This is a genomic window from Corynebacterium sp. NPDC104732 (assembly GCF_055583565.1).
Map to the genome: position 1 here is coordinate 270,350 of NZ_JBVJNS010000001.1, position 23,703 is coordinate 294,052.

At 59.8% G+C, this 23,703-nt stretch carries 25 protein-coding genes; 15 read left to right on the top strand and 10 right to left on the bottom strand.

All coding sequences use genetic code 11. The features are described 5' to 3' along the window. The first annotated feature begins 58 nt into the window (after positions 1–58). The 4 genes from ACZ6ZO_RS01310 to ACZ6ZO_RS01325 are packed head-to-tail and all read left to right on the top strand — an operon-like array spanning position 59 to position 4,133. Positions 59–853, top strand: a complete 795-nt coding sequence (locus ACZ6ZO_RS01310) for a DeoR/GlpR family DNA-binding transcription regulator (protein ID WP_465289957.1) — start codon at positions 59–61, stop codon at positions 851–853. After that, complete coding sequence (pfkB, locus tag ACZ6ZO_RS01315) at positions 850–1,815, top strand: 1-phosphofructokinase (RefSeq protein ID WP_182386294.1); 966 nt, start codon at positions 850–852, stop codon at positions 1,813–1,815. Before ACZ6ZO_RS01310 ends, pfkB begins: the two co-directional genes overlap by 4 nt. Further along, positions 1,812–3,809: a PTS fructose transporter subunit IIABC gene (locus ACZ6ZO_RS01320; protein ID WP_465289960.1), complete on the top strand. Its 1,998-nt coding sequence runs from the start codon at positions 1,812–1,814 to the stop codon at positions 3,807–3,809. The genes pfkB and ACZ6ZO_RS01320 overlap by 4 nt, the downstream gene beginning before the upstream one ends. A gap of 57 nt (positions 3,810–3,866) precedes the next feature. Continuing rightward, on the top strand, positions 3,867–4,133 hold the full coding sequence (locus ACZ6ZO_RS01325; protein ID WP_182386296.1) for an HPr family phosphocarrier protein: 267 nt from the start codon (positions 3,867–3,869) through the stop codon (positions 4,131–4,133). Between the two features lie 57 nt (positions 4,134–4,190). Here the strand turns inward: ACZ6ZO_RS01325 and ACZ6ZO_RS01330 are convergent, their stop codons facing one another. Continuing rightward, positions 4,191–5,465, bottom strand: coding sequence for a uracil-xanthine permease family protein (locus ACZ6ZO_RS01330; RefSeq protein ID WP_465289992.1), 1,275 nt, complete (start codon positions 5,463–5,465; stop codon positions 4,191–4,193). Positions 5,466–5,517: 52 nt separating this feature from the next. After that, on the bottom strand, positions 5,518–7,056 hold the full coding sequence (hflX, locus tag ACZ6ZO_RS01335; protein WP_465289962.1) for a GTPase HflX: 1,539 nt from the start codon (positions 7,054–7,056) through the stop codon (positions 5,518–5,520). Between the two features lie 79 nt (positions 7,057–7,135). On the opposite strand from hflX, the gene ACZ6ZO_RS01340 reads away from it, so the two are divergent. Together ACZ6ZO_RS01340 and ACZ6ZO_RS01345 are read left to right on the top strand one after the other, a co-directional pair. After that, the gene (locus tag ACZ6ZO_RS01340) at positions 7,136–7,879 is read left to right on the top strand and encodes a hypothetical protein (RefSeq protein WP_465289994.1); all 744 of its coding nucleotides are present in this window, start codon (positions 7,136–7,138) and stop codon (positions 7,877–7,879) included. Between the two features lie 39 nt (positions 7,880–7,918). Beyond that, complete coding sequence (locus tag ACZ6ZO_RS01345; RefSeq protein WP_208767360.1) at positions 7,919–8,467, top strand: hypothetical protein; 549 nt, start codon at positions 7,919–7,921, stop codon at positions 8,465–8,467. Here the strand turns inward: ACZ6ZO_RS01345 and miaA are convergent. Then, complete coding sequence (gene miaA / locus ACZ6ZO_RS01350; RefSeq protein ID WP_465289964.1) at positions 8,427–9,347, bottom strand: tRNA (adenosine(37)-N6)-dimethylallyltransferase MiaA; 921 nt, start codon at positions 9,345–9,347, stop codon at positions 8,427–8,429. The genes ACZ6ZO_RS01345 and miaA overlap by 41 nt on opposite strands. Further along, entirely contained in the window at positions 9,347–9,949 is a 603-nt protein-coding gene (locus tag ACZ6ZO_RS01355; RefSeq protein WP_182386300.1) for a hypothetical protein, read from the bottom strand. Before ACZ6ZO_RS01355 ends, miaA begins: the two co-directional genes overlap by 1 nt. A 104-nt stretch (positions 9,950–10,053) precedes the next feature. Between ACZ6ZO_RS01355 and ACZ6ZO_RS01360 the strand changes: the two genes are divergently transcribed. Both ACZ6ZO_RS01360 and ACZ6ZO_RS01365 read left to right on the top strand, forming a co-directional pair. Then, positions 10,054–11,415, top strand: coding sequence for a DUF349 domain-containing protein (locus ACZ6ZO_RS01360; protein ID WP_465289966.1), 1,362 nt, complete (start codon positions 10,054–10,056; stop codon positions 11,413–11,415). Continuing rightward, positions 11,416–12,501: a GNAT family N-acetyltransferase gene (locus tag ACZ6ZO_RS01365; protein ID WP_465289968.1), complete on the top strand. Its 1,086-nt coding sequence runs from the start codon at positions 11,416–11,418 to the stop codon at positions 12,499–12,501. A gap of 387 nt (positions 12,502–12,888) precedes the next feature. Here ACZ6ZO_RS01365 and ACZ6ZO_RS01370 read toward each other — a convergent pair whose 3' ends face one another. Both ACZ6ZO_RS01370 and miaB read right to left on the bottom strand, forming a co-directional pair. After that, on the bottom strand, positions 12,889–13,536 hold the full coding sequence (locus tag ACZ6ZO_RS01370) for an Rv2732c family membrane protein (protein ID WP_465289970.1): 648 nt from the start codon (positions 13,534–13,536) through the stop codon (positions 12,889–12,891). A gap of 45 nt (positions 13,537–13,581) precedes the next feature. Beyond that, the gene (gene miaB, locus ACZ6ZO_RS01375) at positions 13,582–15,102 is read right to left on the bottom strand and encodes a tRNA (N6-isopentenyl adenosine(37)-C2)-methylthiotransferase MiaB (protein WP_465289972.1); all 1,521 of its coding nucleotides are present in this window, start codon (positions 15,100–15,102) and stop codon (positions 13,582–13,584) included. Between the two features lie 165 nt (positions 15,103–15,267). On the opposite strand from miaB, the gene gluA reads away from it, so the two are divergent. The 4 genes from gluA to ACZ6ZO_RS01395 are packed head-to-tail and all read left to right on the top strand — an operon-like array spanning position 15,268 to position 18,524. Beyond that, on the top strand, positions 15,268–15,996 hold the full coding sequence (gene gluA / locus ACZ6ZO_RS01380; RefSeq protein WP_208769164.1) for a glutamate ABC transporter ATP-binding protein GluA: 729 nt from the start codon (positions 15,268–15,270) through the stop codon (positions 15,994–15,996). 9 nt (positions 15,997–16,005) lie between these two features. Next, positions 16,006–16,884 carry a glutamate ABC transporter substrate-binding protein gene (locus ACZ6ZO_RS01385; RefSeq protein ID WP_182386305.1) on the top strand — a complete coding sequence of 293 codons (879 nt, stop codon included), beginning with the start codon at positions 16,006–16,008 and terminating at the stop codon, positions 16,882–16,884. Between the two features lie 15 nt (positions 16,885–16,899). Continuing rightward, positions 16,900–17,583 carry an amino acid ABC transporter permease gene (locus ACZ6ZO_RS01390; protein WP_465289974.1) on the top strand — a complete coding sequence of 228 codons (684 nt, stop codon included), beginning with the start codon at positions 16,900–16,902 and terminating at the stop codon, positions 17,581–17,583. After that, positions 17,583–18,524 carry an amino acid ABC transporter permease gene (locus ACZ6ZO_RS01395; protein WP_182386307.1) on the top strand — a complete coding sequence of 314 codons (942 nt, stop codon included), beginning with the start codon at positions 17,583–17,585 and terminating at the stop codon, positions 18,522–18,524. The genes ACZ6ZO_RS01390 and ACZ6ZO_RS01395 overlap by 1 nt, the downstream gene beginning before the upstream one ends. Positions 18,525–18,580: 56 nt before the next feature. Here ACZ6ZO_RS01395 and ACZ6ZO_RS01400 read toward each other — a convergent pair whose 3' ends face one another. From ACZ6ZO_RS01400 to ACZ6ZO_RS01410, 3 genes are all read right to left on the bottom strand, one after another. Further along, positions 18,581–19,150, bottom strand: coding sequence for a regulatory protein RecX (locus tag ACZ6ZO_RS01400; protein ID WP_465289996.1), 570 nt, complete (start codon positions 19,148–19,150; stop codon positions 18,581–18,583). Between the two features lie 23 nt (positions 19,151–19,173). Continuing rightward, entirely contained in the window at positions 19,174–20,283 is a 1,110-nt protein-coding gene (gene recA / locus ACZ6ZO_RS01405; RefSeq protein WP_465289976.1) for a recombinase RecA, read from the bottom strand. Between the two features lie 183 nt (positions 20,284–20,466). Beyond that, positions 20,467–20,673 carry a DUF3046 domain-containing protein gene (locus ACZ6ZO_RS01410; protein WP_182386310.1) on the bottom strand — a complete coding sequence of 69 codons (207 nt, stop codon included), beginning with the start codon at positions 20,671–20,673 and terminating at the stop codon, positions 20,467–20,469. Between the two features lie 132 nt (positions 20,674–20,805). Here ACZ6ZO_RS01410 and ACZ6ZO_RS01415 point away from each other — a divergent pair, with 132 nt between their 5' ends. The 3 genes from ACZ6ZO_RS01415 to ACZ6ZO_RS01425 are packed head-to-tail and all read left to right on the top strand — an operon-like array spanning position 20,806 to position 22,673. Further along, a complete protein-coding gene (locus ACZ6ZO_RS01415; protein ID WP_182386311.1) occupies positions 20,806–21,369 on the top strand; it encodes a biotin transporter BioY in 564 nt (187 codons plus the stop codon). Between the two features lie 3 nt (positions 21,370–21,372). Next, the gene (locus ACZ6ZO_RS01420) at positions 21,373–22,062 is read left to right on the top strand and encodes an energy-coupling factor ABC transporter ATP-binding protein (protein WP_465289978.1); all 690 of its coding nucleotides are present in this window, start codon (positions 21,373–21,375) and stop codon (positions 22,060–22,062) included. Next, the gene (locus tag ACZ6ZO_RS01425) at positions 22,062–22,673 is read left to right on the top strand and encodes an energy-coupling factor transporter transmembrane component T family protein (RefSeq protein ID WP_208767345.1); all 612 of its coding nucleotides are present in this window, start codon (positions 22,062–22,064) and stop codon (positions 22,671–22,673) included. The genes ACZ6ZO_RS01420 and ACZ6ZO_RS01425 overlap by 1 nt, the downstream gene beginning before the upstream one ends. A gap of 193 nt (positions 22,674–22,866) precedes the next feature. Here ACZ6ZO_RS01425 and ACZ6ZO_RS01430 read toward each other — a convergent pair whose 3' ends face one another. Then, entirely contained in the window at positions 22,867–23,697 is an 831-nt protein-coding gene (locus ACZ6ZO_RS01430) for a PspA/IM30 family protein (RefSeq protein WP_182386313.1), read from the bottom strand. Between the last annotated feature and the right edge of the window lie 6 nt (positions 23,698–23,703).

A 23,703-nucleotide genomic window follows, 5' to 3' on the forward strand; every position in this document is an offset into this window, starting at 1 on the left:
TAACAGCTTATAGCTTAAGTCACTTTATTTCCTTCACTAGCAGTCAGAGCGAGGCATCATGCTTTCTGCACTTGAACGCCAAGCAGAAATTGCGCAGACCACACAATCGGCTGGTCATGTGAGCGTTTCTCAGCTGTCATCACACTTTAATGTCACGCCAGAGACAATCCGGCGCGATCTTAAAGCGTTGGAGAAAAGAGGGCGGCTGGTCCGGGTACACGGTGGCGCGGTGTCTGTTTCTCCCAACCACAACGTGGAGATGGAGTATGACTCCAACACCATGGTGAACATCGACAAGAAAAAACGGATCGCGGCGGCGGCGTGGAACCGGCTGCAACAGCTACCACAGCTCAATGCCATCACCATCGATTCTGGCACCACCACGTTGGAATTCGTTCGCGCGCTGGCCAGTGGCGGTAAGACATCCCACACGTCATCCATGACGATGATCACCAACTCTCTTCCGGTGGCAAACCTCACCACTGATTACGGGCTCACGGGGGTTCACCTGATGGGTGGACGGATCCGACCGATCACCCGAGCTATCGTCGGGGACCAAACCGTTCGCGAGCTGCAACAGCTTCGTGCCGACGTGGCCGTGCTGGGGGCAAACGGGTTGTCCCTTAATCACGGTTGTTCCACCCCTGACCCGTCAGAAGCCGCGGTGAAAGCAGCGATGGTTCAGAGCGCGCACAAGGTAATGGTGCTGTGTGATTCCACCAAGTTCAAAAAGGACTTTTTGGTTACTTTCGCCCCGCTGGATTCGATAGACATTGTGGTCACGGATTCCGGGGTGATCCCGCAGCATTATGAGATCTTGGAGTCGTTGGGGATCGAGGTAGTGGTCGCATGATTTTGACCTTCACCCCCAACCCGAGCATCGACTGCACGATGGACCTGTCAACTCAGCTCCGCCGGGGCGCAGTCCACCGCCTGAACACCGTCACTCGCGCGGCTGGTGGCAAAGGCATCAATGTTAGTGTCGCGGCTCATCTGGCGCGCCGACCGACGCTCGCAGTGTTCCCTGCCCCGCACAATGATCCGTTCATCCGGTTGCTGCTTAAGAAGGACGTCAACTACGAGTTCGTCACGAATGACGACGCAGTACGCACGAACGTCACCATCACGGAGCCTGACGGCACTACCACAAAGTTAAATGGTCCGGGCCCTCAGCTCACGGAATCGGCCCTGCAACAGTGCGAGCAGCTCCTTGTGTCTAAAGCCAAAGGCGCATCCTGGGCGGTTCTCGCGGGGTCTTTGCCGCCGGGGGCACCAGTCGATTGGTATTCGCACCTGGCAGAGCTGCTGCACACCGAGAACCCCGAACTGCGCATTGCTATTGATACCTCTGACGCTCCCCTGCGCGCTGTGTTAGAAAACATCGATCGTGCCCGCCCGGCTCTGATCAAACCCAACGGCGAGGAACTGGGGCAGGCCGTTGGTGTGGATGGAGCGGCCTTGGAAGCGGAGGCCAAAAGTGGCGACGTTACGGCCGTCGTTAAGGCAGCGCGTCAACTGCAGGAACGCGGTGTGGACAATGTGCTGGTGACGCTGGGCGCTGCCGGCGCAGTCCTGGTGCGCGCCGATGGCGCTTGGTCTGCATGCCCGCCTCCTATCACCGCAGTGTCCACGGTGGGCGCGGGAGATAGCTCCCTCGCGGGCTTCGTCATGGCATCGTGCACTGATGTTTCCCCTGCTGAAGCGCTGCGTCACGCCGTGGCATACGGCTCCGCCGCTGCTTCCCTGCCCGGCACCCAATTACCGACCCCCGAACAACTCCAACTCAGCAACGTCACTGTTAAGGACATTTCATGAGTACTCCCGTCATCACTCCGGAGCTCGTCAGTCTCGACCGCAATCTCGGCCACAGCTCCAGTGAGGTCATTGAACGTCTCGCCGCGCTGCTCGCCGAGGCCGGCCGTACCAGCGACCCCACGCAATTGCTTCACGACGCCAAAGCCCGCGAAGCCACCTCCCCCACCGGTTTCAAGGGACGCATTGCCATTCCGCACTGTCGCACCGCCGCTGTCGAGGATCCGACACTGGGATTTGCGCGGCTGGAACCAGCCGCTGATTTCGGTGGCCCCGACGGGGACGCTGACTTGGTGTTCCTTATCGCGGCCCCGGAAGGAAGTGGCAAGGCACACCTAAAGATCCTGTCAACGCTGGCCCGCGCGCTGGTTAAGGATGAGTTCGCGTCAGCGTTGCGCGCTGCCACTAGCGAACAAGAAATCGTCGACCTCGTCCAAGGCATTCTTAATCCAGCACCGAAACAAGCCACAGCGGCCGAAGAAAAGAACAACGGGGCCGTCAGTATCGTCGCCGTCACCGCCTGCCCGACCGGAATCGCCCACACCTACATGGCCGCTGATTCCCTCACCCAAGCAGCCGGGAAGCGCGATGACGTGACCATCCAGGTGGAAACCCAAGGTTCCTCGGCAGTCACCCCGCTTCCATCGGCTACGATTGCCGCGGCGGACGCCGTTATCTTCGCCACCGACGTGGGAGTGAAGGAACGCGAACGCTTCGCCGGTAAACCTGTGATCGAATCCGGGGTCAAACGCGCGATTAACGAGCCAGACAAAATGCTGGACGAAGCCATCAAGGCGGCCCACAACCCACACGCCCACCGGGTCTCCGGAACCGCCGCGGCCACGGATACGGAAGAAGAAAAAGGCCAACTTGGTTGGGGCAAGCGGATTCAACAAGCTGTAATGACCGGCGTGTCCTACATGATCCCCTTCGTCGCGGCTGGCGGTTTGTTGCTCGCCCTCGGATTCCTCTTCGGCGGCTATGACATGGCCAATGGGTGGGAAAACATTGCCACGGAGTACTCGCTGACCAACCTGCCGGGCAACACTATCTCTGTCGATGGCGCTGAAGTTACGTTCGAACGCGCTGGACTGCTCCTGTATCTGGGCGCTGTGTTCTTCGCCATAGGACAAGCTGCGATGGGATTCATCGTCGCCGCACTCTCCGGCTACATCGCCTACGCTCTCGCCGGTCGCCCTGGTATCGCCCCAGGTTTCGCCGGTGGCGCTATCGCAGTGACCCTCGGCGCGGGCTTCATTGGTGGCCTGGTCACCGGCATCCTGGCCGGTTTGATTGCCTACTGGATTAGTAACTGGAAGGTCCCGCGCGTGGTGGCATCGCTCATGCCTGTGGTGATCATCCCGCTGGTGACCACCTTGCTTGTTGGCGTGTTGATGTTCCTGGTGCTCGGACGCCCGCTGGCCGCGATCATGATGGGGCTACAGGACTGGCTGACCGGAATGAGCGGGTCTTCCTCCATCCTGCTCGGCATCATTCTTGGCCTGATGATGTGCTTCGACCTCGGTGGCCCGGTGAACAAGGCAGCGTACTTGTTTGCCACCGCTGGCCTGTCCACCGGCGACGAAGCCTCGATGAAGGTGATGGCCGCTGTCATGGCTGCCGGTATGGTGCCACCGATCGCGCTGTCCATCGCTACCTTCCTGCGCAAGCAGCAGTTTACCCCTGCAGAGCAGGAAAACGGCAAATCGGCCTGGCTGCTGGGGCTTTCCTTCATCTCCGAAGGCGCCATCCCATTCGCCGCAGCAGACCCGTTCCGTGTCATCCCGTCAATGATGCTCGGCGGCGCAGTAACCGGTGCAATTTCGATGGCGTTCGGCGCCGGGTCCCGCGCGCCACACGGTGGTCTATTCGTATTCTTCGCTATCAGCCCGTTCTGGGCATGGTTGGTGGCCATCGTCGCCGGGTCGCTGGTGTCTGCTTTCGCTGTCATCGCGGTCAAGCAACTGTGGCCAAACAAGACCCTTCACACCGTCTAAGCACAGTTTTCACTACACTGGGACACTACGTTCCACCAACAGAAAAGGATTGATCTTATGTTCTCCACCACCGTCACCGTAGGTTCCGCAGTCGGCCTGCACGCTCGCCCGGCAACCATCATCGCAGAGGCTGCAGCAGAGTACGACGAGGACATCTACCTCGCTCTCGTTGGTGAGGAAGACGACGAGCCTACCGACGCCGCCTCGTCCCTGATGATCATGGCGCTCGGCGCAGAAAAGGACGACCAGGTTGTGGTCTCCTCCGAAAACGAGGCCGCAATGAAGAAGATCGCCGAGCTCATTGAGAAGGATCTCGACGCTTAAGGTCTCTTAACCAAAAATGGCCGGCAGGTATCAACCCCTGCCGGCCATTAGTGCGTTTTAAAACTTTCCAGCCAAACGTCCTTCACCAACGTGCGTGTACAACCACCGCAGGATCGGATACACCACGATGATGCCTGCTGAACCCCAGGCGATGCCTTCCAGCTCCACTCCGAATACGGTGAGCGTCAGGTTGCCGATACCCGCAACCAGGGCCACCGCTGCTGCGGTGAGGTTCACTGGGTCATTGAAATTGATGTTGTTGTCTTGCCAGATGCGCACGCCGAGCATACCGATCAAGCCATAAAGCACGATCGTCGCTCCGCCCAGCACCCCGGTAGGAATGGTGAAGATCAAGGCGCCAAACTTAGGGATAAACGCAAGCGCAATCGCGGTGCACGCTGCGACCCAGTAGGCCGCCGTCGAGTAGACCTTGGTTGCAGCCATCACGCCCACGTTCTCGGCATAGGTGGTAGTGCCGGAGCCACCAAAACCACCGGCCAGTGTCGTAGCCAGACCATCCGCGATCAAGGCGTCGCCGGCGAGATCATCGAGGTTACGGCCCGTCATCGCGGACACCGCCTTCACGTGCCCGACGTTTTCCGCCACCAGCACAATAATCACCGGCAGGGTGACCAGGATGACCGAGAGTTTAAACTCCGGAGCGTGGAAGGTCGGGAAACCAATCCAGGCAGCCTGTGCGATGGTGTCAGCCGCACCTTCCTTCAAATTGCCCGTCACGGCAGCAAACACCCAACCAACGATAACGCCGATGAGGATCCCCAGACGTGCCACCATCCCGCGCCCGGCAACAGTGGCCACCAGGATCGCAGCCAACGTCACGCATGCCACCAGCGGCTGGGTGGCAAAGTTCGAGGCGGCCACTGGGGACAGATTCAGACCGATCAGGGCGACGATTGCACCAGTGACCGTCGGTGGCATCACCGCATCGATCACGCGACGCCCCGCCACCTTGACCACCACACCGATGAGTGCCAACACCAGGCCGGCGACAACAATGCCGCCCAACTGGGTGCTGATACCTTCGCCTTGGGTGGCGACGAGCGGTGCGATGAACGCAAAAGAACTGCCCAGGTAGGACGGCAACCGGTTCCGAGTCAGCAGCAGGAACAACATGGTTCCGAGCCCGGAGAACAACAGTGTGGTGTTCACCGGGAAACCGGTCAGGGTGGGGACCAGCAACGTCGCACCAAACATAGCGATGACGTGCTGCATACCGATGCCAATGGTCCGGCCCCAGCTCAAGCGCTCTTCCGGAGCAACAACCGCCCCAGGCTTAATAGTTTTACCGTCTCCGTGGACAGTCCAGCTCATGCTTTTGATCACGGTTAATCATTATCCGTGCCCAGGCCCTACACACCAAACGCTAGACGTCAGGCTCTACCACAAATTCGGCCAATTCCGCGGCCAGGGATCCGGGCAGTCGGACGTCGAGAAGCGTGCCGTGCTCGTTGTACTTCTCCGACAACACCGTGGCGTGGCTGTGCAGGCGTGCCACCACGTCGCCGCGCGTGAATGGAATAAGCATGTGGACGTGCGCATCGAGGGAATTGAGGAACAGCTCGATGCGGGCTTCCAGCTCCGGAATACCCTCGAGGGTGTGAGCGGAGACGAACACCGCATCATCGAGCGCGTGACGCAGTTCCGCGAGGGTGAGCGGATCAGCTTTATCGATCTTGTTCACCACGATGATCTCCGGTGGCGCCTCCTCGCCGGTTTCCCGGACGATCTCCAGGATGACCTTGTTCACCGCCTCGATCTGCTTGAGCGGGAACGGGTCGGAACCGTCCACTACATGCAGCACCAAGTCCGCATCCACCACTTCTTCCAGGGTCGAGCGGAACGCTTCCACGAAGGAGGTCGGTAGGTGGCGCACGAACCCGACGGTGTCGGTGAAGGTCACAGCACGGCCATCAGCGAGTTCCGCGCGGCGTGTCGTGGGATCCAGGGTGGCAAATAGCGCGTTTTCCACCAGCACACCCGCGCCAGTCATCGCGTTAATCAGCGAGGACTTGCCCGCGTTGGTGTAGCCGGAAATGGCGATCTGTGGTGTGGTGGAGGCGCGTCGCTTCGCGCGTTTGGTTTCACGCGTCGTCTTCATCCCTGCGATCTCTTTGCGCAGCCGAGCCATGTCGGCGCGGAGACGACGTCGATCCGCCTCGATCTTCGTTTCACCGGGGCCACGCAGGCCTACACCACCATTAGAACCGGCACGGCCGCCCGCCTGGCGGGAGAGATTGCCACCCCAACCACGAACGCGGTTGAAGAGGTACTCCATCTGCGCTAATGCGACCTGAGCTTTACCTTCTTTGGATTTGGCGTGCTGGGCGAAGATATCCAGAATCAGCATAGTCCGGTCAATAACCTTGACTCTAAGGGCTTCTTCCAGCGCGATCATCTGGCTGGGGGTCAGCTCACCGTCACAGACGACCGTGTCCGAGTCGGTCGCTGCGATGATGTCCGCCAGCTCCCGGACTTTGCCCGACCCAATGTAGGTACCGGGATCTGGTTTGTCGCGCTTTTGGTACAGCACTTCCGTCACTTCCGAACCGGCGGTCTCCGCTAGCGCTTGGAGCTCGGCCATGTTCGCTTCAATTTCGGCGGTGGTCCCTTCCGTCCACACACCTACCAACACAACACGCTCCAGACGTAGCTTGCGGTATTCGACCTCGTAACCTTCGCGGTGCTCGGTGTCACGCACGGTACCGCCACGGCTGAGTTTACGCAGCGAGGACCGCGCCTCCAGGTCAAGTTCGCCGACTGTCGGAGCGTCTTCTGAAGGGGCGAGCAGCCCCGATTGATCGATCCCGTTTGAGTTAGCAGCAGGTGCTGATGTGTGATCCTTAAAAACCTCAGAAAGGAGGTCATCATGATTGTTTTTCGTCATTAGCTGCCATTGTGTCATGCTCACCACTTCCACCACTAATAACGCGATTATTCTTAGCTCCAGCACCGCACTAAACTAAGAAACCATGACTGAAATCATGACCCGGGATTTGCTCAGCATTGGCATGAATTTTCCGCGATGGCAGGACGCCGTGGAGGCCGCTATCGCTTCAGAAAAGCTCCAGGTGATTGGAGAGGTGCGCGGCGGGCAGCTCATCGAATTCACCGATCCTTCCGGCGCACAGATGTTCATTTTGGCAGCTGAACCCTTCACCACGTTCGCCGGTTTTAATTCCAGTACGGTCCATGACGCCCACGTCAGCATGATCAACGACGTATTAGCGCTGTGTGACCTGGTCAATGATGAAGGCTTCCACGTGGCTTCTGTGGCCGCCAACTTGGCGCAGGGCCCACTGCTCGTCGATGAACCGACGCAGCAGTGGCAGCACCTCAAGCTCAGCGCTATCAGCATCGACTCCCAGGTGTTCGACAACGCCGCGCAGGCAGAGGCCGCTGGTCTGACAGTGGGAACTCTGGTAAGCCACGGCGAGCGGATCGTTAACTCCGGCGCTGCCCAGACCCCTGACGCCTCTGCCACACTGGCCGTGGAAATCCACGACGCCACCGTGCTCACCAACGAGCTGACCGGCACCAAGTTCATCCGTACCCGCGTCAACGCACCCGTTGCTTTGGATTTGTGCCTGCCACTTACCGACGCCGTCCCCGCCGATGGTGCCGTCGTCGCCGGCACTTTCCTGCTCGCCGCGGAAATCAAACCACCTGCAGGTTGCGGTGGCGATGGCGGCTGCGGTTGCGGGTCCGGCGGCTGCGGTGGCTACTAAAGTGATTCTCGCTACACTAGGCTGTAAAAATTCGAGGAGGTGAGCGCGCTCAGTATGCCGGAGTACCCAGATTTTTCAGTGCCGCGTCGCAACTCGTCACTGCCGTGGTGGCTCATCGCGCTCTCCCTTCTCGGCTGCATGTGGCTGATATTCACCCTCAAAACCGTGGGTTTGCTGCTCAGCCTCGGTATCATCGGCATGCTGATGGTGGCGAGCAGGCGTCGCCCGGACGCGGTCGAGATCGATGCGCTTCGCTCCTCCATTTTGCTCAGTGCCCAAGACATCACCGATGTGTTGGACGAATTCGACCAGTTTTGCACCAGCCCCGACGCCCAGCACCTGGAAGACCGGACGCTTCTTCGACCAGCGTTGCTGGAGCGCGACAGCGTCAATCCTGACATTGCTGGCTTCCACGAAGACTGTGCGAACGCCCAACGTTTCCTGCACCGGCTTCCCGCGAGGATCAACGCTCCCCTGTCGGTGTCCCAGGCTGAACGGCTCCTCGCCATTACCGATGACCGGGCCGCGAGTTTGCGGGAGAGCTGGATTACGGCTCGTCGTGTCGCTCGCGGGCTGCCAGGATCTTAAGCGCCTGGGCTAGCGTGTCACCCGCAGCATCAATCCAGTGGATGCGCGGGTCTCGGTTGAACCATGCCCGCTGTCGGCGCACGTAACGACGCGTCCCAGTGATCGTGCGTTCCACGGCTTCGTCCCACGTGAGCTCCCCCGCCTGCGCAGCGAGCACCTGGGCATAGCCGATCGCCCGTCCAGCGGTGGAATCAGCGACAAGCCCCTGCTGTTGCAAGGCCGTCACCTCCTCTACCAGTCCACGTTCAAACATCAGCTTTGTGCGCAGTTCGATTCGGGGGTTCAGCCAGTCACTGGTGGTGCGCAGCCCTAGCAGCGTGGCTCCCCACCGTGGGGGCTGGTTAATCGGTGGTTGGCTCGCCGCGTATGGCTTACCGGTCAGTTCGATGACTTCCAACGCCCGCACGGTACGACGCGGATCTGCGTCTTCGATGATCGCTGCGGCTGCTGGATCGATCTCCGCCAATTCGGCGTGCAACGCCGCAACTCCGATCTGAGCCAAGCGGTCTTCGTACTTGGCCCGCACCTCGGGTGATGTCGGCGGAAATTGCCAATCGTCCACTAAGGATTGCACATACAGCATGGAGCCGCCTACGAGGATCGGCACATTACCGCGCGTCATGATCGCTTCGACATCAGCCACCGCATCCCGCTGGTAGCGCGCCACTGACGCAGTTTCGGTCACATCCCACACATCCAACTGGTGATGTGGAATCCCCTCCCGTTCCGCTATCGTCAGCTTCGCGGTGCCGATGTCCATCCCCCAATAGAGCTGCATGGAATCGACGTTGACGATCTCCCCACCAAAGTGGTGCGCCAATGCCACTCCCAGCGCAGACTTGCCCGAAGCCGTGGGCCCCACAACCGCGATCGGTCGCATCAGTGCATTTCCTTCCATTGGGCAACATATCGCCCTACTCCGTGTTCTTCTTCCACTGCCACCAGCTCGGCACCGACTACCTTCGATCCTCGCAAGGCCCACCAGGGGTCGGGGTCGATGATGCCGTCGATACGCAGCTGTTTCAGGTCAGCTGGCCAGTGGACGTCTTCGCCGCGCAGCAGTTGCTGGCACCATTGGTGCCGCAAAGGGGCCCCGGGAACCTTGGCGAGTGGAGCCTTATCAATCAGTCCCGCTGGACCGTCGAGCGGATAAATCACTAGTTCGCCATCATACGGTGGGTGCCAGGTTCCCGAGGTGATGGGCAGGGGGCACGATCCGAGCAGGTAGCGTGCCACCAATTCAGGAAGGTGATTGCCGCCTCCTACTGAGACATCCGCACCCCATGCGCGAAAGCTCCCTGTGTGAGCGGTGTACGAGTCAGGATCGGTGCTGCCCACTATGGTGACCTGGGGGCAACGCGGATCGGACAGGGCAGCGTCGATGAGCGAGCGCGCCGCGTCGCGCAGCCGTACGCTCGACGCGTCACCTATCCCAAGTTCTGGGACGAGCGCTGGAGAAGCTGGAATAAAAATCACGGGCACGCGCTTAACTCTAGCCTGGGATAGTGCCCACACTCATACAGTGTTCCGGCTAGAATGTCTGTTTAGCGTTCATTCACCGTGAACCGCAGCTTTTATTGGCAGCCGTGTCGCGCGGCACAACACCCGAAGGACGTCCCATGACCACTCCAACTCCGAAGCCAGGCCCACGCCCAGGACCTCGTCCGGGACCTCGACCAGGAGCGCAAGGTATCAAGCCAGTTGTGCCGGCCGCAGCACATGCGGTGCACAATGACCCAGCACAATGGGGCCGGGTCGCGGACAACGGTGACGTTTTTGTCAAGACCGCTGACGGTGAACGACTCATCGGTTCCTGGCAGGCCGGAACCCACGCGGAGGGTCTCGCCCACTACGGTGCCCGCTTCGACGACCTGGCTACCGAGGTTGAGCTTCTCGAATCCCGCCTGGTCGCCCACCCGCAAGATTCTGGCAACATCCGCCTCTCCGCTGTTGACCTGAAGAAATCTCTTACTGAAGCCGCGGTTATTGGCGACCTCGCCAGCCTGGAGCAGCGCCTGGACGGCATTATCAACTCGTCCGAGCAGGCCGGCCTGGCCGTCAAGGAAGCCAAAGCAAGGGCGCGTGCCGAAGCAGTGGCCCGAAAGGAAGCCCTGGCCGCCGAAGCCGAAACCATCGGCGAATCCTCCACTGATTGGAAGGCTGCCGGCGACAGGTTGCGCGCCATCTTGGATGAGTGGAAAACCATCCGGGGCATCGACCGCAAGACTGACGACGCCCTGTGGAAGCGCTACTCCCGCGCCCGGGATGCCTTCAACCGTCGTCGTGGCTCCCACTTTGCTGAGCTCGATCGTGGCCGCGCAGCAGCCCGCAAGGCGAAGGAAGCCCTGGTTGCCCGCGCCGAGGAACTCAAGGATTCTACCGACTGGGCGGAAACCGCCCGCGCCTTCCGTGATCTGATGACGGAGTGGAAGGCCGCCGGCCGCGCCCCACGCGAGATCGACGACAAGCTGTGGGCAGCGTTCAAAGCAGCTCAGGACTTCTTCTTCGACGCCCGCACCGCCGTCAATAACGAACGTGACCGCGAGTTCCAGGGCAACGCGGAGGCGAAGGAAGCGCTCATCGCCGAGTACACCCCGCTGATCGACCCAGACAAGGACCTCGACGGCGCCCGCCGTAAGCTCCACGAGCTGCAGGAAAAGTGGGAAGAGATCGGCTTCGTTCCGAAGAACCGCGTCCGCGAATTTGAGAACAAGATTGGTGCGCTGGAGAAGCTCGTCGCTGACGCCACCGACGCGCAATGGCGCCGCACCGACCCCGAAGCTCAGGCCCGCGCCGCCCAGTTCACCGCGCGAGTAAAAGACTTCACCGAGCAAGCGGAAGCTGCGGAGGCAGCGGGTAAGAACAAGCAAGCAGAGGAGCTTCGCGCCCAGGCCGCCCAGTGGCAGGAATGGGCAGACGCAGCGCTGGGTGCGGTGGAAGACCTGTAAATGTTTGTTTATCAGTGTGCGGGGCCCGTCGTCGGTGAGGAACCATCAGACGCGCTCCGCACGTTGGTCTTTATGGCCAACCTCGCCGCGCAGGAAACCACCGGCAGTGCCGACGCCTCACGGGGGATTACTGAGCTTATCGACGCCCTAGCCACCCCGTCCCACACTGCCCACACTCACATCTTCGCCGTCACCACCGATCCGTGGGCCGGTGCCCTCGGCGACTCCCAGTTCGGGTATCCCCAATTCTCCGCCACCGGGGATGAAGCAGAACCGCCCGCTGTCGGGTGGCTCATCGTGACGCAACCGCTCGCTGACAACATCCATAGCCTCGATATTTCCCTCGTCCTGGATGCCGACTTCCAACCCATCCCAGGCACCCCGCCAAGCGATGCTGCCCGGGAACTGGTCGTCGATATGCTCGGCATCAGCGACGACATCGCCCGTCGCTTTGGCCGCAGCGTCATCCACCTATGGGACCAGCACGCCCTCGGCGCCGCTTCCGCGTTTGCAGCCACCTTCCGGGACGCCGGCTACACCTGCGCCCTCGCACAAACCGAATACGTTATCCCCGCGCGCCTGGCAGACCTCCTCGCCCGCCCCGACATCGAGGTATTCGCCAACACCGACTTCCCCGAGGATCTCCTTCCCGGCGTTGCCGAACTCTACACCGCGGCCTCACTAGACCAACCACTCGGCGCCCTCGACATTCGACGCGCCGAATGGGACACTGCCCGATTGGCAGAAAGCACCGCACACTTCCGGGCCCTGGGCACCGAAAACTACCACGCCATCGCCACCACAGACACGGGCGACGTTGTCGGAATCTCCGAGATTTGGATCCACGAGAGATTCTCCCCAAAAGTCGCCATCCAAGGACTAACCTACGTCCGCTCTGAACACCGGCACCGCGGCCTCGGCACAGCCCTCAAATCACACGCGCACAACGCAGCGCTCACTGCACACCCCGAACTAGCACGCATCTATACCAGCGTCGCTGACGACAACACCGCCATGATCGCCCTGAACAAAGAACTAGGTGCCACCGCTATCAGCCACGTCACCGCCTGGCAAAAGCAGGTGTAGGTTTTTCGGAAGGCCGCGGCATTGACCTTGTACTGCCGCATAGGTTTCTAAGGCAAGGTAACCGCCCGCGTTTTCTCCCCGACATTACCCTCCCGAAGTTCGGGGTTTTTGGGGTGATTTTGGGGTGATTTTGGTGCATTGTCGGGGGCATAATGTCGGGGGGCGTAATGCTTACCATCGCAGCATTCTCAACTGCCTCACTGGTCTCAAAGGTCGCTTTATCGCAACGTGGCCGGAGCCGTCCCACGTTCACCCCGACATTACCCTCCCGAAGTTCGGGGTCAACAGGGCATTTTTGGGGCAACCTCGGGGGCGTAATGTCGGGGGCGTAATGTCGGGCCGAAGCCCACCAGTCCCTCACCGCGGGAATCGGGGTCACCCTGTTGCTTAGGAGTCTTGCTGCCGCTGCTGGGCGCGACGCTGCGCATTTCGGGCGCGACGGTCGTCGATAGGCCCGCGTTCATCGGCGCTGTGGGCATTCTTGCCTTCGAAAGCCTCAGCCTGTTGCTGCGCCACCGGGTCGAGGTACACCTCTTTGCGGCGCAGTTCGGCGATTTCTTCCTGTTCTTCGGTGCGCATGGTCACCACGTTGTACAGGCCATACACCACGAACAGAACTGCGATGGCTGCGAGGATGAGGCCGACGCCGGCCCCGGAGCCTTGGTCGCGGGTTTGTCGCATCCAGATGGCGAAGATGGAAAAGAACATCGCGATGCCGGACAGCGCCCAGGCCAGCTGCGCAAGTATGGTGGACTTTCGGAAGTAGGCGATGAGGGTGAGGGCTACGGGGCCGAGGACGCACAGCCAAACGAAGATGCGTTCTGGAGTGGAGATTCCGTAGTCGAAGGATCGCTCGGTGAGGAAGGCGATGTCCAAGGCCGTCATGTTCCCGGTGTAGGGCAGCAGCCAGCTTGCCACGATAGCGAGAGCACCTCCGATGAGCGGGGCTCGGTAGCCGGACATGTCGATTCGGCGGGCCGCGTGTCGTTCGCGTTGGGCTAGCTCGTGGGCGGTGTGCTGGGATGTTTCACTCACGGTCTGTCGTTCTTCCTTGGGGCTCGCTAAGTTCTTTCACCTAATCTAGTGGGTCGTGCAGCAGCCGTCGGTATTGGCTGCCGGTGCCCCCACGGAAAGGGTCGGTTTGCCGATCTTTGGCAGGCCAAGGCCAACGCCGATCGGTGCGGTCGTAGGCACCTTGCCGATTTCGGACATGTCTCCTGCCTTGGTGCGTCGGTGGGTACCGACGCCGGAATCAGCGAGGAGGAAGAAGGGTGCGGCTGCGGTGATGGTGACGGTGATGACGTCGCCAGGCCGAATGTGTTGGTCAATGCTTCCGGTAGGGGCGAAGTGGACCAGACGGCCATCGCGGGCGCGACCGGTCATCCGGTGGGTCTTGTCGTTCTTGCGTCCGCCACCCGCCTGGACGAGCAACTCAACCTCAGTACCGACTAACTTGTTGTTTTCCTCCAGGCAGATGCGTTCTTGCAGCGCGAGAAGGCGATCGTAGCGCTCTTGGACAACTTCCTTTGGAATTTGGTTGTCGTAATCTGCGGCCGGCGTGCCTGGGCGCGGGCTGTACTGGAAGGTATAGGCGCTGGTGAAACGCGCTTTTTCCACCACGTCGAGGGTGGCTTGGAAGTCTTCTTCGGTTTCACCCGGGAAGCCGACGATGATGTCAGTGGTGATCGCTGCATGAGGGATTTTCGCCCGCACTTCGTCGAGGATGCGAAGGAATTTTGCGGACCGGTAGGAGCGCTTCATTTCTTTGAGCACTTTGTCTGAACCAGATTGCAGTGGCATGTGCAGCTGCGGGCAGATGTTTGGGGTTTCCGCCATGGCGTCGATGACGTCGGAAGTAAATTCCGCTGGGTGTGGGCTGGTGAAACGCACACGCTCGAGGCCTTCTATGGTGCCGCAGGCGCGCAGCAGCTTAGAGAAAGCGCTGCGGTCGCGTTCGAGTTCCGGATCGGCAAAGTTCACGCCGTAAGCATTAACGTTCTGACCGAGTAGCGTCACCTCAGACACGCCCTGATCGACGAGGGCCTGCACCTCAGCGAGGATGTCGCCAGGCCGGCGGTCGACTTCCTTGCCGCGTAACGACGGCACAATGCAGAAAGTACACGTGTTGTTGCAGCCCACGGACACACTAACCCATCCGGCGTAGGCTGATTCTCGCTTCGCCGGCAGGACGGACGGGAATTGCTCCAGGGAGTCAACGATTTCCACCTGGGCTTTCTTGTTGTGCGAAGCGCGGTCAAGCAGGGCAGGCAGCGACCCGATGTTGTGGGTGCCGAACACAACGTCCACCCAGGGCGCTTTCTTAACGACAGCGTCCTTGTCTTTCTGGGCGAGGCAGCCGCCAACAGCAATTTGTAGGTTCGGGCGCTGCTCTTTCACGCTCCGCAGGTTCCCGAGGGTGCCGTAGAGACGCTGATCTGCGTTGTCGCGGACTGCGCACGTGTTGAAGACAATGAGGTCTGGTTCCCCGTTTTCGGGCACAGGTGAGTATCCGGCTTCCTCTAAGAGACCGGAGAGTCGTTCGGAATCGTGCACGTTCATTTGGCAACCGAATGTGCGAACTTCGTACGTCTTGTTTTTCATTTTTTCCTCGACCACGATTGCACAGTCTATCCCCCTCATTTGCGGTTCCTAAATCGTGCCTCTTCGCATTATTCGCATCACAACTTTGCAAATTTAGACTGAGAGTTTTAAATGTGACCCTGGTTACCTTATAGTGTGCTTATGACTAGTGACGCGAACCACACCATGATTTCGATTCAGGGCGTGAACAAGTACTTTGATGACTTCCATGCTCTCAAGAACATCAACCTGGATATCCCTAAGGGCCAGGTCGTTGTAGTTTTGGGCCCATCCGGCTCCGGCAAATCAACCCTGTGCCGAACCATCAACCGCCTCGAGACCATCGACGAGGGCACCATCCACATCGACGGCAAGCTGCTCCCAGAGGAAGGCAAGGATCTTGCCAGCCTCCGGGCCGACGTTGGCATGTGTTTCCAATCTTTCAACCTCTTCCCTCACCTGACCATTAAACAAAATGTGACGTTGGCTCCGATCAAGGTTCGCAAGCTTTCCAAAGCCGAGGCAGACAAGCGCGCCATGGAACTGCTCGACCGCGTCGGCATCGCGAACCAGGCCGATAAGTACCCAGCACAGCTGTCTGGTGGTCAGCAACAGCGCGTCGCCATCGCCCGCGCCTTGGCCATGAACCCCAAGGTCATGCTGTTCGACGAGCCAACCTCCGCACTGGACCCGGAAATGGTCAACGAAGTGCTCGACGTCATGACCAGCCTGGCTAAGGAAGGCATGACCATGGTCTGTGTTACTCACGAAATGGGCTTCGCCCGCAAGGCAGCTGACCGCATCCTGTTCATGGCTGACGGCGAACTCGTCGAAGATACCGATCCCGAGTCCTTCTTCACCAACCCACAGTCCGATCGTGCCCGCGACTTCCTGGGCAAGATCCTGGGCCACTAGGGGGACGCCATGAAGAAAGCTCTAAAGAAGATCGCGGCAGCGGTCCTGGTTTCGGCGGGCGTGGCGTCGTTAAGCGCCTGCGGAAGCAGCGAACCCCGCAGCCTCCTCGACAGCATCGAGTCCGGTGAGGTTATCCTCGGTACCAAATACGACCAGCCGGGCCTCGGGCTGCGACACCCGGACAAATCCATGGCCGGCCTCGACGTGGACGTTGCCACATATGTGGTGAATTTCATCGCCGAGGAAAACGGCTGGGCCTCCCCTAAGATCAAGTGGCGCGAGACGCCCTCTGCGCAGCGCGAAACGCTGATTAAAAACGGCGAGGTGGACATGATCACCGCGACGTACTCGATCAACGCGAGCCGCGCGAAGTCTGTGAACTTCGCCGGCCCCTACCTCGTTACTCACCAGGCGTTGTTGGTGCGCCAGGATGACACCACCCTGCAACAACTCTCCGACCTGGAAAACGGCCGTAAGCTGTGCTCGGTGACCGGCTCTACCCCAGCACAGAAAATCAAGAAGGAACTGCCTGGCGTACAGCTCCAGGAATACGACTCTTACTCTTCCTGCGTGGAAGCCCTTCACCAGAAGAAAGTCGACGCCATGACCACCGACGCCACCATTCTCTACGGCTTCGCATCCCAGTACGAGGGTGAGTTTAAGGTTGTCGAGATGACCAAATCCGACGGCAAACCGTTCACCAACGAACGCTACGGCATCGGCCACGCCAAGGGAGACACCGAATCCACCGAGGCTATCAACCGCGCCCTGGAAAAGATGTACTCCGACGGCTCATTTGAACAATTCCTCACCGCAAACCTTGGCGACGACGCCCAAGTTGTGGAACAGGGAACTCCCGGCGATTTGTCCTTCCTGGACGCGAAGTAGAAACGGAGCATTCCCATGAACGAAATGTGGACTGAACTACAACCCGACCTCCTGGGCGCGTTCTGGGTCACCATCAAGCTGACCTTCTTCTCCGCGCTCGGTGCAATGATCCTCGGCACCATCCTCACCGCGATGCGTGTCTCCCCGGTGGCGTTCTTGCGCAGCGTAGCGACGCTGTACATCAACACCGTCCGCAACACTCCCCTGACGCTGATTATCCTGTTCTGCTCGGTGGGTCTGTACCAGAACCTGGGGTTGACCCTGGCACCTGAGAACGACAACTTCATCAAGAACAACAACTTCTGGATCGCCGTCCTCGGCTTCGTGCTCTACACCTCCACCTTCGTGGCGGAGTCCCTGCGCTCCGGTATCAACACGGTGCACTTCGGACAGGCAGAGGCCGCCCGATCCCTGGGCCTAAGCTTCCCACAGATCTTCGGCAACATCATTTTCCCGCAGGCATTGCGCGCCGCGATCGTGCCACTGGGCAACACTCTGATCGCGCTCACCAAGAACACCACCATCGCATCCGTGATTGGTGTGGCGGAAGCGTCCCTGCTGATGAAGTCCACCATCGAAAACAACGCCAACGAGCTCTTCCTCGTCTTCGGCATCTTCGCCCTGGGCTTTGTCATCCTCACCCTGCCGATGGGCCTCGCCCTCGGCTCACTGGCTAACCGATTGGCGGTGAAGAAGTAATGTCCGCAGTACGCGCAACAGTACTTTATGATGCTCCCGGCCCGAAGGGTCGACAGTTCAACACCATCGTCACGGTGGTCTCCCTGCTCATTGCTGCACTCGCCGTGTTCTGGGCAGTGAAAATCCTCGGAGACAACGGCCAGCTGGTCGCTGATAAATGGACCCCATTCTTAAAGGGCACCACCTGGACCACGTACCTCCTGCCGGGCCTATTCGGCACGCTGAAAGCTGCTGTGTTCTCCGTGATTCTGGCACTGGTGATGGGTGTGGCGCTTGGCCTGGGCCGCCTGTCCGAAATCGCGCCCGTGCGCTGGGTGTGCGGCGTGATCGTCGAGTTTTTCCGCGCCATCCCGGTGCTGATCCTGATGATCTTCGCGTACCAGATGTTCGCCCAATACGCGGTGTTCCCGTCCTCTCAGCTGGCGTTCGCCGCGGTGGTGTTCGGACTCACGATGTACAACGGTTCGGTGATCGCCGAGATTCTGCGTTCTGGTATTAACTCCCTGCCGAAGGGACAGGTAGAGGCCGCCCGTGCACTGGGTATGACGCACCGTCAGACGATGTGGTCGATTTTGCTGCCGCAGTCGATCGCAGCAATGCTCCCGGCTCTGATCTCTCAGATGGTAATCGCGCTGAAGGACTCCGCTTTGGGGTACCAGCTGGGTTATATCGAAGTGGTCCGCAGTGGCATGCAGTCTGCGTCGTACTACCGCAACTTCTTGGCTGCGCTGGTGGTTACCGCGATCATCATGATCATCATCAACTACGCGCTCACTGCATTAGCTGAGCGTATTGAGCGTCAGCTCCGTGCTGGCCGCGCCCGGAAGAACATCTTGGCGAAGGTTCCTGAGCACCGCGATCAGGGCCTGGAGACCAAGGACCAGGTTAACGTTGACTGGCACGATCCTTACCACAAGGATCTGCGTTCTACGGCGGAGTAATCCTTTAGATAAGGGCCTGACACCGAGCTTTGTACTCGGCGCCAGGCCCTTTCTCGTTAGAGCTGGCTGATGCGCTGGTCTAGCGCCTGCTTTGCGACGCCATAGCTCATCGATTCCCCGTACCCTCGCCGGGCTAGCACTCCCACTACTTTCCGGAGCATTTTGGTGTATTCCGAGTAGTTGGCCGGTGCGTGTGTGATGGTGCGGGCTTTCTTTTCCGCTAGCGCGGTGGCTTGCGACTCTTCCGATTCGGCGCTGATGCTCGCCAGTGCGTCGGCGGAGACTGCTGAGCTTATTCCTTTTTCCCGGAGTTCGTGCTCCAAGGCCCTGCGGGATTTCCCGCGGTGGGTGTGCCGTTGGCGGACCCATTCGGCGGCGAAGGTTGCGTCATCAATGAGGTCACAGCGCTTGAGGTCGGCCACAACGTCCGCCACGATGGGTGGCTCGAAATCGGCGTCGAGCAATCTGGTGGTGATTTCGTGTTCGGAGCGAGCACGCTGGTCCAGTAGCAGGAGCGCCCGGTGGCGGACTTTGGCTTTGCGTTTTTCGTACTCCACATCGATCTGGGGCGCTGCGTCGAGGTGCGCAAGGCTTTCGCGCAGCGCCGCGATCTTTGTGGCTCGGATGGAGTCAGGGGCCGGGGTGGCCACTACTTTTCATCCAGGTCGATGTCGTCGAAGTCGACGTTCGGTATCACGTCGATGGGTTCGTCGGGTAGCTCCGTGTCCTTGTTGGCGTATTTGCCAAACCCGATCTTTTGGTAGATCTTGTCTTCCAGTTCGTCAGCCAGGTCAGGGTTTTCTTTCAGGTTGATGCGGACCTTCTCCTTGCCCTGGCCCAGCTGTTCCCCTTCGTAGGTGAACCAGGAGCCCGATTTCTTCACCACACCGTTTTCTACCGCGAGGTCAATGATGGAGGATTCGCGGGAGATACCTTCGCCGTAGATGATGTCGAATTCTGCGACCTTGAATGGTGGGGAGACTTTGTTCTTGACCACTTTGAGGCGGGTGCGGTTGCCGATCGCGTCCTGGCCGTCTTTCAGGGTTTGGATGCGACGCACATCGCAGCGCACGGAAGCGTAGAACTTCAGCGCTTTACCACCGGTGGTGGTTTCTGGGGAGCCGAACATGACGCCGATCTTTTCGCGCAGCTGGTTGATGAAGATCGCGGTGGTGCCAGAGTTGTACAGTGCACCGGTCATCTTGCGTAGTGCCTGAGACATCAGTCTCGCCTGGAGGCCGACGTGAGAGTCACCCATTTCACCTTCGATTTCTGCCTTCGGGGTGAGGGCAGCGACGGAGTCGATCACGATGATGTCGATTGCCCCGGAACGCACCAGCATGTCGGCGATTTCCAGTGCCTGTTCGCCGGTGTCAGGCTGGGACACCAGGAGTTGGTCGGTATCGACACCGAGTTTGCGGGCGTAGTCCGGATCGAGGGCATGTTCGGCGTCGATAAATGCAGCAATGCCGCCGTTGCGCTGCGCCTGCGCGATAGCGTGCAGAGCAACGGTTGTTTTACCGGAGGATTCCGGTCCGTACACTTCCACGATGCGGCCGCGTGGGAAACCACCGAGGCCGAGGGCGATGTCGATCGCGGTGTTGCCGGAGGAAATGACCTGGATAGGTGGGCGGGTATCGTCGCCCAGCCGCATAATCGCGCCCTTGCCAAAGTCCTTTTCGATCATGGACATGGCGGCTTCAAGGGCCTTCTCCCGATCGTTGCCAGCGGTGGCTGTCTTTGATTTCTTGGTTGCCATTGTTGATCTTCCTTGAGCTAAATAACTGAAAGGGGTCTATTAAGTTAGACTGGCGAACCCGCCCAAAAGGTTGCACCTAAAGCGGAAGTTCTTGGTTGCCACACTAACTGGCACACCCGACACTGTTCGATAATACACAAACAACTGTTCGATAGCAGTACGAAACACAGTTACGGGGAAATTTTAGTAATCCTCACCCAACCAGCGACTTTCTGGCACGTCAAAGTCACGACACAGCTGCCACCATACCTCCCGAACATCAACCCCCTGTTCGATTAGTTCGGCGGGGGTCTTTCCAAAGCCCGTCAGCACGTGTGATTCGATGTGCATCCGCCCCAACGCGGGACCGAATTCGTCGCTGACCAACTGGTGAAACTGTGCTAACCGCATGTCTTCCTACCCTAGCGAACGCCCCCATTTTGGAAGCGTTAGCAACGCCATATCCTTTCCAGGGATTTGCCAGTGTTAAGGTGAAGTCCTAAACATTGTTCATTCTCCCTGCTTGAAGGAGCACCTGTTCCCGTGTCTGCTACCTCTGCCCACAATCCCATGCGCGATGTGGCCTATGTTGCGGTGTTCGCCGCTTTGATCATCGTGTTCGCATTTTTCACCATTCCTGGTGCCGCGGGCGTGCCAATTGTGCTGCAAAACGCCATCGTCATTCTGACGGGCTTGGTGTTGGGCCCAAAGCGTGGCACTGCAGCTGCCGTGTTGTTCCTGCTGCTGGGGTTGTTAGGCTTCCCGGTTTTGGCTGGTGGGCGTTCGCTGCTGTCTGCGCTGGCCGGACCTACCGTGGGCTACATCGTCGGGTATGTGATCAGCGCTTTTGTTGCCGGCGCGATTGCTTACCAGGCTAAATCCGCAAGTTCTCGTTACTTACTACTGATTGTCGGAGCGTTCGCTGGCCTTGCGGTTCAATATGCATGCGGCGTGGTGGGTCTGATGTTGGTGGCGTCCATGGATTTGGTAGGGGCGCTCGGCGTGCAGGTGCCGTTTTTGATCCCTGATGCTGTTAAGGTGGCGATCATGGTGGCCATCGCTTCTGGCGTCCACGCTGCGTTCCCCGATTTGATGCAGCGCAAGTAGCCGATGTCTCGTATCCAGTTTGACCAGGTCGCGGTGGAGTTCGGCGACCGCACCGTCCTCCAAGACATTTCCCTCACCCTCACCGAGCGCCGCATCGGCATCATCGGTGCAAATGGTGGGGGCAAGTCGAGTTTGATTAGGCTGATCAACGGCCTGGGTGCTCCCGCCTCGGGGCGCGTGCTTATCGACGACTTGGACGTCGCTACGCATGCCCGAGCCGTGCGCAGAAAAGTCGGGTTCGTATTTTCTGATGCGGAAAATCAGATTGTGATGCCAACGGTCGCGGAAGACGTCGCATTTTCGTTGCGACGATTGAAGCTGTCCAAAGCGGAGCGCGAGCGCCGAGTAACTGAGATGCTCGAGCGCTTCGACCTTGCCGGCCACCGCGATGCCTCGCCGCACACAGTGTCGGGCGGGCAGAAGCAACTGCTGGCACTCGCCGCAGTCCTTGTCATGGAACCCGAGGTGATCATTGCAGACGAGCCCACGACCCTGCTCGACTTGCGCAATCGCCTCAAGATCGCCGAGGTGTTCCGCAAGCTGGAGCAGCAACTGATAGTGGTCACGCACGACCTCGACTTCGTGCGTGACTTCGACAGGGTGCTGTGCCTGGATGGGGGCGCCGTCGTCGCCGATGGAGACCCAGCCACAGTGATCGACCACTACACCGCATTGATGTTGGAGCAGCCCTGATGCTCGCTGTCCCCCTCGGTACCTACGTGCCTGGCACCACTGTGCTCCACAGAATCCGACCAAGCTGGAAGCTCAGTTTCCTCGTCGTGTTCATCATCGGCACCTCAATGCTCGTAGACACCGTGCCAGGTGCCCTTGTGACCTTGTGCGTCCCCCTCATCGGTTACGTGATCGCCCGGGTCCCGATTCGCATCGCTTGGCAACAGCTCTGGCCAGCAGCCCCCGTGCTGTTGGCGTTATTTGCCTTCCAATGGTGGCAGCTCGGCCTCACCCGAGCAACAGTCATCGTGTTGGTAATCTACGCAGCCATCGCCGCCGCTACCCTTCTCACCCTGACCACCCAGATCAGCGAAATGATGGACTCCCTAGAACGAGGCCTGGCACCCACCCGCCGCTTCGGAGTCCCCGTAGACACCATCGTGCTGGCCATCAGCCTCACCATCCGCCTGATCCCCCTCCAACTAGCCACAGTTTCCGAAGTCCTGGACGCCAGAAAAGCCCGAGGCGTGGATTTTTCCATCCAAGCCCTCGGCACACCAGTACTCATTCGTTCCATCAAGCGCGCCCGCAACATCGGCGATGCCTTAGTCGCTCGAGGCGTGGGAGATTAGGCGTGACCTAGGTGCCTTTTACTGAGAAACCCGGGAAGCATTCCCCGGGTCTCGGCGCAAAAACACCCACAACCCACCCGGAAAGCCTATTTCTCACCCGAGACCCGGGTTTCACTTCCCGGGGATCCGCACAGCCCCAACCAAAAATCCCCGAGCACCAACGTGGTGCTCGGGGACGAATGGCTACAGGTGGTTACTCGCCACGCAGTTCGCGCATTTTCTGCGCGACGGCGTCGTCAGCTGCGGCGGATGGGGCTCCGGAGCCAGCTTCCAGGGACTGTTGTGGGTTGCCGCTGGTCAGTTCGCCGGACATTTGGGCACGGATTTGTTCGAGGCGGGAGTGGCCGGCCATTTGGATTCCGGCTTGCTCGATTTCTACCATGCGACCCTCGACAGAGTTTTGTGCGAGTTCTGCTTGGCCGAGGGCGTTGGCGTAGCGGCGTTCGATCTTTTCGCGCACCTGGTCCAGGTTCGGGGTGTTGCCGGAGGCGGTCAGGGAGTTCATGGACTTGATGGACTCGGAGACCTTTTCCTGCATCTTGGCCTGTTCCAGCTGGGACAGCAGCTTGGTGCGCTCGGCTACCTTCTGCTGCAGGGACATGGCGTTGCGTTCCACAGCCTGCTTGGCCTGTGCGGCCTGCTGGAGGGCTTGGTCGTGGAGCTGCTTGGTGTCTTCGACGGACTGCTCTGCGGTAACGAGCTGTGCTGCGAACGCTTCGGCAGCGTTTTCGTATTCGACTGCCTTGGCGTTGTCGCCGGCGGCGCGGGCCTTGTCGGCAAGCTGCAGCGCCTGGCGGGTGTTGCCCTGGAGCTTTTCGATATCGGCGAGGCGACGGTTGAGCTGCATTTCTAGCTGGCGCTGGTTGCCGATAACCGCTGCTGCCTGTTGGGACAGCTCTTGGTGCTGGCGTTGTGCGTCCTCAATTGCCTGCTGGATTTGGACCTTTGGGTCGGCGTTTTCTTCGATCTTTGAGTCGAAGAGAGCCATCAGGTACTTCCATGCCTTGACAAATGGATTAGCCATCGTGAA